This is a genomic window from Variovorax brevis, assembly GCF_030317105.1.
Classification (GTDB): Bacteria; Pseudomonadota; Gammaproteobacteria; order Burkholderiales; family Burkholderiaceae_C; genus Variovorax; species Variovorax brevis.
The window spans coordinates 1-12477 of the sequence record NZ_JASZYG010000030.1; the positions used below are offsets into that span (position 1 = coordinate 1).

Annotated in this window: 12 protein-coding genes; 6 read left to right on the top strand and 6 right to left on the bottom strand. The window is 62.8% G+C overall.

All coding sequences use genetic code 11. From position 1 onward, the window contains the following. Positions 1-328: 328 nt before the first annotated feature. Positions 329-718 carry a hypothetical protein gene (locus QTI66_RS36425; RefSeq protein WP_286565248.1) on the top strand — a complete coding sequence of 130 codons (390 nt, stop codon included), beginning with the start codon at positions 329-331 and terminating at the stop codon, positions 716-718. Positions 719-788: 70 nt separating this feature from the next. Here the strand turns inward: QTI66_RS36425 and QTI66_RS36430 are convergent, their stop codons facing one another. Beyond that, on the bottom strand, positions 789-1460 hold the full coding sequence (locus QTI66_RS36430; RefSeq protein ID WP_286565249.1) for a GntR family transcriptional regulator: 672 nt from the start codon (positions 1458-1460) through the stop codon (positions 789-791). 198 nt (positions 1461-1658) lie between these two features. Between QTI66_RS36430 and QTI66_RS36435 the strand changes: the two genes are divergently transcribed. From QTI66_RS36435 to QTI66_RS36455, 5 genes are all read left to right on the top strand, one after another. Beyond that, positions 1659-2546 carry an NAD(P)-dependent oxidoreductase gene (locus QTI66_RS36435; protein ID WP_286565250.1) on the top strand — a complete coding sequence of 296 codons (888 nt, stop codon included), beginning with the start codon at positions 1659-1661 and terminating at the stop codon, positions 2544-2546. A 31-nt stretch (positions 2547-2577) separates the two neighbouring features. Further along, positions 2578-3546, top strand: a complete 969-nt coding sequence (locus QTI66_RS36440; protein WP_286565251.1) for a Bug family tripartite tricarboxylate transporter substrate binding protein — start codon at positions 2578-2580, stop codon at positions 3544-3546. A gap of 25 nt (positions 3547-3571) precedes the next feature. Then, positions 3572-4249, top strand: coding sequence for an RraA family protein (locus QTI66_RS36445; protein WP_286565252.1), 678 nt, complete (start codon positions 3572-3574; stop codon positions 4247-4249). 131 nt (positions 4250-4380) lie between these two features. Beyond that, a complete protein-coding gene (locus QTI66_RS36450) occupies positions 4381-5448 on the top strand; it encodes a hydroxyacid dehydrogenase (RefSeq protein ID WP_286565253.1) in 1068 nt (355 codons plus the stop codon). Further along, complete coding sequence (locus tag QTI66_RS36455) at positions 5445-6881, top strand: FAD-binding oxidoreductase (protein WP_286565254.1); 1437 nt, start codon at positions 5445-5447, stop codon at positions 6879-6881. Before QTI66_RS36450 ends, QTI66_RS36455 begins: the two co-directional genes overlap by 4 nt. A gap of 302 nt (positions 6882-7183) precedes the next feature. Here QTI66_RS36455 and QTI66_RS36460 read toward each other — a convergent pair whose 3' ends face one another. The 5 genes from QTI66_RS36460 to QTI66_RS36480 all read right to left on the bottom strand — a co-directional run bounded on the left by QTI66_RS36460 (position 7184) and on the right by QTI66_RS36480 (position 12467). Further along, entirely contained in the window at positions 7184-8464 is a 1281-nt protein-coding gene (locus QTI66_RS36460; protein WP_286565255.1) for a porin, read from the bottom strand. Positions 8465-8491: 27 nt separating this feature from the next. After that, positions 8492-9475: a Bug family tripartite tricarboxylate transporter substrate binding protein gene (locus QTI66_RS36465; RefSeq protein ID WP_286565256.1), complete on the bottom strand. Its 984-nt coding sequence runs from the start codon at positions 9473-9475 to the stop codon at positions 8492-8494. An 87-nt stretch (positions 9476-9562) separates the two neighbouring features. Further along, positions 9563-10975, bottom strand: a complete 1413-nt coding sequence (locus tag QTI66_RS36470; RefSeq protein ID WP_286565257.1) for an MFS transporter — start codon at positions 10973-10975, stop codon at positions 9563-9565. A gap of 38 nt (positions 10976-11013) precedes the next feature. Further along, a complete protein-coding gene (locus QTI66_RS36475; protein WP_286565258.1) occupies positions 11014-12096 on the bottom strand; it encodes a CobW family GTP-binding protein in 1083 nt (360 codons plus the stop codon). Positions 12097-12098: 2 nt separating this feature from the next. Continuing rightward, positions 12099-12467: a hypothetical protein gene (locus QTI66_RS36480; protein WP_286565259.1), complete on the bottom strand. Its 369-nt coding sequence runs from the start codon at positions 12465-12467 to the stop codon at positions 12099-12101. Positions 12468-12477: the final 10 nt, after the last annotated feature.

The window sequence follows — 12477 nt, forward strand, 5'->3', positions numbered from 1 at the left end:
GAACCAAGTGTGCGGCGGTACGCGTGATTCGCAGACGGTGCGAGGCAGGAACATGCGGGGAAAGTCGCAGGATGCGGACTTCCCTATTGACGGAGACGGCTAATGGGTGACTTCCAATGGCAGGTCCCCTGTAGCGGCGGACCGAGATCGCGTTGAACGGCAGGTTCGGCATGACGCGAACTGGCGTTCGGGGCCCAATGCGGGCCTTGGCAATCAACAGGAGCTGACGTTCGTGAAGGAGCACTAAGGCACGCGTGCTTCCCTTCGCGTTACCACCATTTTGTGAAGCACTCTCCGCAGGGCTCACAATGCATCAAGAAGGTAATGAATGACAGTGCTGCTTACGAGCGAAGACGTTGAACGGTTAGCCAGGGCTCATGGGGCGGCGCAGGCTTGTGGTGACTGCAATGCCTTCGCGTCCAAGGGTTGGGAAGCTTTTCCATCGACCGTTTCCGACAAGGCTCTCGTCCTGCTCGGCTCGACCTGGGACCCGGAACACGCGGAGCCGACGGTTGAAGAGTTTCATGAAGCCGGCTCTTCCCTGTGGTCTCCTAATGCGCCGATCGCATTGCAGTTTCACCCTTACAACCGATGCGAGCTTTGGCAATGCCGAAGCTGCAAGAAACCGTACCTACGGTACACCGAGTACGGTGGGTACTACGTGGAAAAGCGCATTCGCGAGTTGCGCCCCGAGCTGATCACGCACGTGCAACCGTAGGCACTGGACTTCGACACGGCCTGGCGGCCTCCGTGGTCCGCTCAGGCGAAGTCAGAAGCACCGCACCACCTCAGTCCGCCTGCCGGCGCGCCTTCGCATACTCGCTTCTGTGCTGCATGAATCGATGGTAGGACATGCGTAGATGCAACTGCATCACCTGACGTGCGAGCTCCCCGTCCTTGGCCGCTACAGCCAACGTCAGGTCTCGGTGGTGGTGAAGGCTCTGCTCCAGTTCAGCGGACGTGTAGAGGTAAAACGATCTCACGACGATTGGCATGTCGATGATGGTGTCGAGCATGGAACGCAACCGTGAAGAGCCTGCTGCATCAAGCAGCGCTCGATGGAACTTGCGATTCGCCTCCTGCACACCTTCTGTTCCCGCGTTGCCTCCCATGTGAATGGCGGCTTCCATCTCAAGATTGCTGGCCTGGAGGCGCGCCAGCAGGTCCGCGCCGCCTCGCGTTGCTGCGAGGTAGGAAGCGTAGGGCTCCAAGAGCATGCGGAGCTGAAACGTTTCTTCGACATCCCATTCAGTCCACTTGGCCACGTGGATGCCTTGACCGACTGCATCCGTTGCAAGGCCTTCCTCCACCAGTCGCCTGAGCGCAGTTCGGACGGGCGTGCGGCTCAAGCCTAGTTCGCGCGCAATGGGCTCCTCTTTCAGCTGGGCGCCTGGGTTGTAGTGGCCGCCAATCAGGCGTTCCCTGAGCACTTCATAGGCGTTATCGCTTCCGTTACGCATCAAATCTTCCGCCTTCGTTGGTTGCCGAGATTGTATTCACATGCATTTTGAGCTCGACCGCTACGTACAAAATTAAAGCATTTATGTCCTTCATTCTCGCCTCGGCTTCGCGAGATACAAGGCAAACACGGTGTTTACCCTTGTCTATGTTGCTTGTTTTGTATTTAGTTTGTATTCTCGCGGCATGGAGCCTCATTCATGAACACGCGTATCGCCGTCATCGGGCTGGGAGAAGTGGGGCGTTGCTACGCTCCGCCTTTGCACGCAGCGGCGTTCACGCTCAGCGCTTGCGAGATACGCATGACGCCTGCCGCCACGACCCTGGCAAAGAACCTTCATGTGGTGGTGCACGAGAAGCCTGGCACCTGGCTCGCCGATGCAGATTGGGTGTTGTCGTGCGTCACAGGCGATGTCGCACTTGCGGTGGTGCAGGACCTGGTGCCGTTCATGAAAAAGGGGGCTCGATATGCCGACCTGACGACGGCCAGCCCGGAGAGCAAACGCAACGCCGAGAGGACGGCCCACGCGCGCGGCGTTTCCTATGTCGACACCGCCATCATGGGCGGGATCTCGCTCACCGGCGTGCGGACGACCTTGCTCGCCGCCGGCAAAGACGCCAGCGAACTGAAGGAGATCATCGAGCGCGCAGGTGGGCGATTGCAAGTCATCCCCGACGGGGTGGTCGGGGACGCCATCTCGCTCAAGTTCCTGCGCAGTGTTCTTACCAAGGGCATGGAAGCGTTGAGCGTCGAACTGCTCATGAGCGCCGAAAAGCAGGGCGTGCGCGAGAAGCTGTACGCCCAGCTAAGCGACATCGACCAGATCCCCTTGCGGTCCTTCATCGACTCGATGGTCCGCACGCATGTGATCCATGCGAAGCGGCGCGTGCACGAGGTGCAAGACGCGCAAAGGGAACTGACGTCGCTGGGGCTGCGCTCCACCGTCTTGCCCGGTGTCGAAGAGCGCTTCCACAAGACCGCTGAATCGCTCGCAACCCATCCGCTCCCAGTAGCCGAGCCCAGCGTCGAGCAGGCCCTCGACTGGCTGCTGTCCACCCACACCAACTCACCCCCTCTTGCGGCCTGAAGCCGCTTTCTTACTACCTCAGGAGACACACATGCGCACTCTGATGCGAATTTCGACCGCCGCCCTGCTCTGCATCGGTGCTGCCAATGCCGTCGCGCAAAGCTATCCGGAACGGCCCATCCGGATGGTCGTCCCATTCCCAGCTGGCGGGGGCACGGATAGCCTTTCACGCCTGCTGGCGACGGCACTGACAAGCAAGCTGAACTGGGTCATCACCGTCGACAACAAGCCTGGCGCCGGCGGCAACCTGGCTCTGGACACGGTGGCCAAGGCGAAGCCGGACGGCTACACACTCGTCATGGCCCAGACAGATAACGTCGTGCTGAACCCGCTTCTGTACAGCAAGATGACGTACGACCCGGTCAAGGACCTGGAGGCGGTGTCCTCCGTCGCCAGCGGTGCGGTGGTGCTCGTCGTGCGGGCCGACTCTCCCTACAAGACACTCGCCGACGTCGTGGCTGCGGCCAAGGCGAAGCCCGGTAGTTTGACGGTGGCGACACCCGGCACCGGGACCATCGCGCACTTGGTCACCCAACTGTGGCAGAACGCTTCCGGCGTCAAGTTCACCCATGTGCCCTACCGCGGTATGTCCCAGGCCCTGCCCGACCTCATTGGTGGCCAGGTCGACATCTACATGGGTTCCATTCCGACGCTCCTGAGCCAGATCGAGGGCGGCAAGGTCCGTCCCATCGCCGTGACCGCCGCTAAACGCTCGCCCGTGCTTCCCAATGTGCCGACGTTCACCGAAACCGGAATTCGAGGCGTGGAGCTCGCGAGCGTCTGGGGCGTGATGGCGCCGGCCGGTACCCCCAAGCCGATCATCGACAAGTGGAACGTCGCAATCAACGAACTGCTGAAGCAGCCCGACGTGCGCCAGAAGATTCTTGCGACGGGTGCGGAACTGCACGGCGGCACACCCCAATCCATGACCGACCTCTACAAGGCCGATCGCGAACGCTTAGCCCCCGTGGTCAAGGCGGCAGAAATCAAACTCGATTGAACATCGACGTAATCGGACGCTCATCATGAACAACGGACTTCGTATCCTTCAAAGACGCCGTGCCGTCGACCTCGACCTGGCTCGCCAATTCCTCGACGTGCCCGTCGCCAATGTCAGTGACTGCATGTCGCGAATGACCGCGGGCGGAGCTCGCCTGCGTCCGATGCACGCAGGGGGCCGCATGGCCGGTCCAGCGCTGACGATCAAGACCCGGCCAGGTGACAACCTGATGATTCACAAGGCGCTCCAGCTCGCCAAACCAGGCGACGTCATCGTCGTTGATGCGGGCGGCGATCTGACGAACGCCCTGGTGGGTGAAATCATGGTGGGCGACGCCATCAAGCAAGGTCTGGGCGGGTTCGTGATGAACGGCGCGATTCGGGACGCCGGTGCGCTGCGCGCCGGCTCCTTCCCCGTGTTCGCCGCCGGCGTGACGCATCGCGGACCCTACAAGGATGGCCCCGGCGAAATCAACGTTCCGATCGCCATCGATGGCATGGTCATCGAGCCGGGCGACCTTGTGATAGGCGACGAGGATGGACTGCTGTGCGTTCCATTTGATGACGTCGAGCGGCTACTGGCCGCGGCGCGGCAGAAGCAGGTGGTTGAAGACAAGATGGTGGCAGACATCGAGGCGGGTTGCTTCGACCGGGCGTGGGTAGACGAGACCCTGGCTCGACTGAACTGCTTCATCGAAAAGTGATTCGCGGCTCGTTTCCCGGGCGCACCCCGGGGTACGTGCAAGAGAACCGGCCTCTCCCGGTTCCAGTGGCCGCTTGACACAGCGGACGGACCGGAGGCAAGCGCCCCGACGATTTAACAAAGGAATTCGATATGTCTACCAAAGTGAAATCCAAGCGCGTGGTGCGCTTGAACCAGTGGCTCAATCCCGTCTTCGATGAACGGCTCTCGCAAGAAGACGATGTTCAACTTACTGTCGCCCCGATGCGAGGGGATGATGCGTCGACCTGGGCGGCGTTGACGCAAGCTCACGTCTACCAGATCTCCGCTGCCAAAGACGAGTTGCCCAAGCAGTTCTGGGCCAAGGAAGAGTTGCTGTCACGGTGCCCCGACCTGCTGTGCGTCTCGGCAGGTGGCGCGGGTTACGACACCGTCGATGTTGACGCCTGTACGCGCGCTGGCGTGGCGGTCGTCTGCCAGATCGGCGGGAATTCAGCCGCGGTCGCTGAGATGGCCATCGGCCTCATGCTGGCCGTATCGCGCCGCATTGTGGAGTCGGACCGCTTACTGCGTTCGGCCACTCGGGGCTTTTCGCGCGAGTCGGTGATGGGCCACGACCTGGGGGGGAAGACGCTGGGGATTGTGGGCCTGGGATACGCTGGAACCAAGACGGCTGCGCTGGCCAAGGCATTCGGTATGCGAGTCCTCGCGTATGACCCGCTGCTTGTAGAGGCCGACTTCGAGGCCAGAGGGGCGGAGTGTGTCGAACTCGATACGCTGGTTCGCGAGGCGGACATCGTGTCCTTGCACTGCCCGCGTGACGCGTCTACCTTGAAGATGTTCAACGCCGATCGCTTCGCGGCAATGAAAAAAGGCGCGCTCTTCGTCAGCACCGCCCGCGGCGGCGTGCACGACGAGGGCGCACTGCATCGGGCCCTGCAATCCGGCCACCTCGCCGGCGCGGGACTTGATGTCTGGGAGCAGGAGCCGCCCTCCAAGGACAATCCACTGCTCGCTTTGGACAATGTGGTCGCGACCTTTCACACGGCAGGCGTTTCCCACGAAGGCCGCGCCAACATCGCGGCCATGAGCGCGGAGCAGATCATTCAAGTGCTTGCTGGACACAGGGCACCGCGCCTGGTCAATCCGGAAGTATGGGAGCGCTTCGAGAAGCGGCGTGACGCGGTTCTTGCAAGAGCGAACGAGCGGAGCATCGCATGAGCTTCATCGCGAAGCTCTCGGACATCGTCGGAACGAGCAATGTGTTGACTGGCGCCGAGGCGGCGCCATTCCTGACCGACTGGCGCAACCGATTCACAGGCCAAGCCATCGCGGTGGTGCGGCCGGGCACCACCCAACAGGTGGCCGATGTAGTCCGGGCGTGTGCCGATCATGGAGTTCCCCTGGTTCCGCAAGGTGGCAACACCGGTCTGTGCGGCGGAGCCACACCCGACGACTCGGGACGGGCAGTGGTATTGCTGACGTCCAGGCTTAACCGTGTCCGAGCCGTCGACACGGTCAACGACACGATGACCGTGGAGGCAGGCTGCATTCTTCAGGCAGTCCAGGAACGCGCCGCCGCCGAAGGTCGCTTCTTTCCGCTCTCTCTCGGCGCGGAGGGAAGTTGCACCATCGGGGGCAACCTCGCGACCAATGCCGGCGGCACCGGCGTGCTCCGGTACGGCAACATGCGCGATCTGACACTGGGCCTGGAAGTGGTGGACGCAGATGGGGAAATCTGGGACGGGCTGCGCGGACTACGGAAAGACAACACCGGTTACGACCTGCGCGACCTGTATGTCGGTAGCGAGGGCACCCTTGGCATCATCACCGCCGCAACCATCAAACTGTTCCCCCAACCTGCAGCGCGTTGCACGGCCTTGCTTGCGCTCTCCAGCCCAGATCAGGCCGTCGCGCTGCTCGCCAGGGCCCGTTCCGGCTTCGCCGCGTCGTTGACGGGGTTCGAACTGATGGCAGGGGTTTGTCTTCAAATGGTGACGCGCACCTATCCCGCCCAACGCCTGCCTTTTGAAGGCCCGTCGGCCGCCGCGCCTTGGTATGCGTTACTCGAAATCTCGGACGCCGAGAGCGAAGCGCACGCACGTGAGCGCTTCGAAGTCGTGCTCGGAGAAGCCATCGAAGCTGGCGAAGCCGACGATGCAGTGGTGGCCGAGAACATCGCGCAAAGCAAGGCGCTTTGGCACCTGCGAGAAAGCATCACCTTGGCTCAGGCAGAAGCCGGCAAGAGCATCAAGCACGATGTGTCGCTGCCGATCTCCCAGATACCGCATTTCGTCCAGGAGACCGATGCGCTACTACAGCTGCGCTTCCCGGGTCTGATCAACATGACGTTCGGCCATCTGGGCGACGGCAATCTTCACTACAACGTTGGCACCTCGCCAACGTTCGGGGATACAGAAATGCTGGCGAACCAAGACGCGATCTACGCACTGGTGCACGATCGCGTGCACGCCCTCGGGGGCTCCATCAGCGCGGAGCATGGCGTCGGTCAACTGAAGGTCGAAGAGTTGGCACGCTACAAGAGCTCTCAGGAACTCAAGATCATGTCGCTGCTCAAGCGTTCCCTGGATCCCCAGTGCATCTTGAATCCGGGCAAGGTTTTGCCCAGTTACTGGGGTTCACCGAACGCCTAACGCGCGCTCGGCAAGCCGAGAGGCAATGATCTCTGGATAGCCTGCAGAAATAGCGAAGTTGTGCACGGATGACTGCTTTCGGCATGCACCGCCGAAGACCGCTCCTGGCCGAGACTGCCTGTCCGCCAAACTCGCTGATAGCAGCCCTTGGCCAAGCGCGATCATGTTAAGGTCAGCTACCAAGCGCTGCCGCGAACTGGTACTCGCGGCCAGTACGGGTCATTCGCTCCTCGATCAGCAATGTCCGTTCAGGCCAAAAGCGGTCGTGCAGCGTGGGTACTCCGCTCCCCCTCAAGCCAGCATCAGAACGAGTGCCGCATACCGAAGTCATAGCCCGTCGAACTGCTCGGCGCGTAGCCCGACACGCCGTTTCCGGTGGACACGTACGTGGCCGATCCGGCGACGGTGGCTCCCATGATGGCGGGGTTGCTCTGTCCGTCCTTCACGCGGATGTACGCCGCGGTCGCGTAGAGCGCTGTGCGTTTCGACAGGTTGTACTCGTATCCAATGGCGACCTTTTGCGTCGTGCCATCCTGATTCGCCGCCGGTGACGTGCCCGCCCCGGGTTCGTTGTCAAACTTCATCCAGGCATAGGACGCCTTGATCTGGCCAGCACCGACCGGGATGGCCACACCGACGAGTGCACCCTTGTACGTGTCCTTCTCGCGAATGCTCACGCCGCTCGCCAGCACCGTCGAGTTCGACTCGTCCCGCAACTGGGTCAACTCTCCAAAAAGCTTCACCACATTGAAGTTGTAAGAGGCGCCGAGGCTCAGCGTCTTGATCTTTTCTTCAAGCCGGACGCCGGTGGGAGCGCCTGCCGCATTGGTAACGATTCCGTCGGCTGCGACGCTCTCGCCATAGGCCAACGCGACATCGAGCGGGCCGGCCGCGTAGCCCAAACGACCGCCGGCAAAGCGGCCCTTCGTCGAGGGGCTGCCAGGCACGTCGCTCTGGTCCACGTTCTCATGGAGCGCATATTGAAGCTGTCCGTAGATGCCGCCCAGGTTGGGGGGCAGGATGTAGCCAATGCTATTGCTCGTGCGCATGTAGTTGTCCGTCGGCGAAACCGAGGAGCCGGGGCCTTTCACGACTTGCAGGTTGCTGCCAACCGTTGACAGCAAATTGGTGCCGACACCCAAGGTGCCGAAGGGGCTGAAGATGAGGTCATTCCAGTAGGTGGGCGTGAAATCCCGGCCCAAGCGTACCTCGCCGAAGTTCCCCGACAAGCTCACGGTGGACCTGCGGTTGAACATGAAGATCCCGCCCGGCCCCGCTCCGGTGCCCGTGTCGTTATTGATCCCGGCCTCAAGCCAAAAGCCCGCCGACAGGCCACCGCCGAGGTCTTCGGTGCCGCGAAAACCAAGCCGGCTGGGCGTGGTGGCGCTGTTGGACAGCACCGTCTGGCTGCGCGTGACGGTCGGCAGCGTTGCGACCGGATTGCTGGTGTTGTTGTAGAAGGCGCTCTTGCTGCTGTAGTAGCTGACGCCGGCGTCCAGCGCGCCGAACAGCGTGACGGATGACTGTGCCGAAGCAACGCCGGCACAACCGAGGACGGAGGCCGCAAGGATGGTTCTTTTCATGGAAATTTCCGAGGATGTTGTTGTTCGTTATTCGGGCTTGAACCCGGCCCCCTTGAGAAGATCGGCACTCTGGGCGACATAGCTCGCGATGTATTGCCTGAACTGCTCAGGGTCTTGTGCCACGGGCTCGATGCCAAGGTTCACCAAGGCACCTGATTTCGCGAGCTCAGCCACAGCCGAGTTGATGGTGGTATTGAGGAACTTCACGCGATCGGGTGGCGTGTCCTTCGGCGCCCAAACGCCATACCACGACGCATATGTGAGCCCGGGGAACCCGCTCTCCTGCGCCGTAGGCACATCCGGCGCGAGCGGGCTGCGCTTGGAGGCAGTGATGGCGATCGGTCTCACCCTGCCCGACTTGGCCAGCGGGTGGACGGAGATGATCGAATCGAGCAGCAGTTGCACATGCCCGCCGGCCACGTCCACCAGGGCAGGCTGCGTGCCCTTGTAGGCGACGTAGGTGAGCTTGACGTTGCCCTGCTTGGCCAGCAGCAAGGTCGCCAGGTGGCTTGGTGCACCAGACGCGGGAATTGCGGCGGACCACTTGTCGGGCTGCTCTTTTGCCGCCTTCAGCACGTCGCCCAATTTGCGCGGCTCCAATTGCGGCGAGATGACGAGCATCAAAGGGGCTTCGCCCACTCGGGCCACTGGTGCGAAATCGGTCTGCGGGTCGTAGGACGCATTGCTCATCACCTGCTTGGCCAGCACGTGCGTTGCGGCCGAGAAAAGCAGTGTGTAGCCATCTGCTGGCGAAGTCTGCACAGCCTTGCCGCCGAGCATGCCGTTGGCACCGGCCCGGTTCTCGACGATCACTGCCACGCCGAACTGCGTCGTCAGCTGGTTGGCCAACAGCCGCGCCATGCTGTCCACGCCCCCTCCGGCGGCGAAGGGCACCACGATTCGTATCAGGCGGTCCGGGAATTTGCCCTTGGCTGCCTGTGCCCAGGCCGGCGCACTGGCAAGCGCGGCCAGGGCCGTGGCCGCAACGATGATTCTTCTTCGTGATTTCATGATGTCTCCTGTCTATGGAAGTGAACGGTCAGGGCGAGCTCCGCCAATGACGCCCATGCCCCGGCGCCTGCAATGGGGTGCGGTTTTTCAGGGCGAGATGTCTTCCAGCGCCCGGTTGGTGGTCTCGACCATGCGCATCGACGCAATGAGCCCGACGACATTGGCGGCCGCGAACATCAGGAACACCGTCGCGATGCCCTTCGTGGACAGCACCACGCCGACCAGCGCAGGCGCAACCGCAGATGCCAGCCGAAGCCAGGACGTGGCCAGCCCGGTGCCGATGGCGCGCATGCGGGTCGGGTAGATCTCGGGCGTATAGAGATACAGCAGTACCGTGGTGGTACCCATCACCGCATAGGCCGAGGACGCGAGGATCACGACCGACCAGGCACTGTTGGCGCCCAGCAGGGCCAGTACACCCAGGAGCGTGCCGCTGACGAGGAAGCTGGCCGTCGCCCAACGGCGGCGTCCGACGCGGTCCACCAACAGCGCGCAGGCAAGCACCGCGCAGGTGCTGAGCACATTGGTCAGCGAGGCCATCCTTAGCGCCTCTTGGAGTGGCATGTTGTAGACGGTCTTGTACAAGGTGGGTAGCCAGTTATTGATGCCGTTGGCGACGAAGTACGACGAGGCCCATAGCACCCACACGACCAGCGTGCGCGGCCGGTACAGCGGCGAGAACAGTTCTTTCCAGGAGCTCTTCTTGCGATCCACGAGGCCGGCGGTGAGTGCAGTGACCCGCGACTCCACTTCGAGCTTTTCCCTCTCGACATCGAGGCTGCGCTTGGTCGTGCTCGATTCGAGCCCCTTGATCACGCGATCGGCCGCCTGGAACCGGCCCTTCGATGTCAACCATCGCGGCGACTCCGGCAGGCGCGCCATGAAGAACAGGATCAGCAGGCCCGGGATGCCGCCGACCAGAAACATGTATTCCCAGCCAAAGCGCGGCACCACGAAGGCCCCCACCTGGGCGGCGCCGAGCAGGCCAAGAGGGAAGATCAGTTCGTAGAGCAGGAAGAAACGACCGCGCCCCTTGGCTTGGGAAAGCTCGTTGATGTAGGCCGCCGCGATGGGCACCTCGCCGCCGACGCCGATGCCCTGCAAGAAGCGAAGGGCGAACAGCATATGGAAGTTTCCTGCGAAGGCGCAGGCGATACTCATCACCGACATCACCCCGACGGTGGCGGTGACGCTGGGCACGCGCCCAAAGCGCTCGGCCGCCCAGCCAAATACCAGGGCTCCGATGACCTGGCCCACGTAGCCGGCGGCGATGAGCATGCCAACCTGCAGCGGGTCGAGATGCCAAAGGCTGATCAGCACCGGCAGCACGAAGGCTAAGGCCAGCGCGTCGAAGGCATCGAAGAAGGTCGCGCTGCCCATGATGATGCGCGCCTTGGTGTGCCAGCGGCTGAACGGCACGTTTTCGATACGGAACAGCAGTTGCGCCGCCTGCCTTGCGATGCCTTGGTCAGGCACCAATGCGAATGAATCGACTTTCATGATGTCTCCGGATTTCTCGGTGTTGTTGTCACGGATGTTCAGGGTTGACTGGATGTCGCGGCTGGCGGGGCTCGCCGCATGTGCCTACGCACCAGAACGTCCAGGGTCTCGTCCATCGCTTGCGCATCGACGCCACGGGTGATGAAGACGATGCGCGTGCGCCGGTCCGGCCCTGGCCACGCCTGCAGGAACTCGGGCGGATGGAACAGGTGCTGCACGCCATGGATCACCATCGGGCGGTCCGGCTCGTCGGCCAAGTGCACAAGACCCTTGACACGCAGCAGGTCCTCGCCGCGCATCGCGATCACCATGTCCAGCCATGCGAAGAACGCATCCCGGGGCAGCGGCACGTCGCGCTCCACGACGAACGACGAGATGCCGTCGCGGTGGACCGGCGCAGCATCTTTCCGCGCGTCGGCGGCAGCCTGAGATGGCCGGTAGTACGCCGCGCTTGCGGGCACATCGTTGTTGTCCTTCGACGACTGCACCAGTCCGCGCAGCACCTGTGCCTGTCCGTCGCGCTCCAAGTGCATTCGTGCGACCGCATTAATCTCGCGAAGACGCGCCAGCAACGCGGGCGATGGCGTGCCGTCTTCCAGCAGATCGGTCTTCGTCAGAAAGAGATGGTCGGCTACCGCCGCCTGCTGCACGGACTCGGCGTGGCGGTCCAGCGTGCCCATGCCCAACACCGAGTCCACCGTGCACGCAACGCCGGTCAGCGCAAAGCGACCGCGAATTGCCGGCTCGCCCATCAGCGTTCGCAAGATCGGACCCGGGTCGGCCAGGCCGCTCGTCTCGATAAGCACATGCCGCAGCGGCGGATCACTGCGCTCGCCAAGGCGATTCATCGCAGCGACCAGATCGCCGCGCACGGAGCAGCACATGCAGCCGTTGGCCAGCAGGATGGTGTCGTCGCTGGTCTGCGTGATCAGGTCGTGGTCGATTCCCACTTCACCGAACTCGTTGACGATCACCGCCATGCCATGCAGATCGGGCTGCTGCAGCAGGCGATTGAGAAGCGTCGTCTTTCCGCTGCCCAGAAACCCGGTGAGCACCGTCACCGGCACCCGATCGCGGGCCTGCGTGTCCGCCGTCAGGAGGGAGGAGAAATGGCCGGCCATGGTCAGCCTCGCTCCGCAGGCCCGTGCAGTTCGGCGAAGGAACGCAGGGTCCGCTCCACCTTCGGCATCAGCCATTCGCCGACCACTTCCGGCACGCGGCCTTCCATGGTGTCCTCCAGCAGGCTGCGCAGCGGCTGCGCCTGCGGACCGGCCTGCTGCAGCGCATTGAAGAAGTCAACGACCTCTTCCACACCGGAACGCTGGCCCGCATCCTCCAGATAGCCGGCGATGTCGAGCTCGAAGTCGTCGAGCCGTAAGCTGACGCCGCCAGTGCCGCAGGCGCAGGCCGAGCCCAGCGCGACGTGGCGCATCGACAGCGAGCTCCACAGACTCAACATCTCGTCGGCTCGCCGGGCGATGTCGTCGGCCATGACGGCGTCG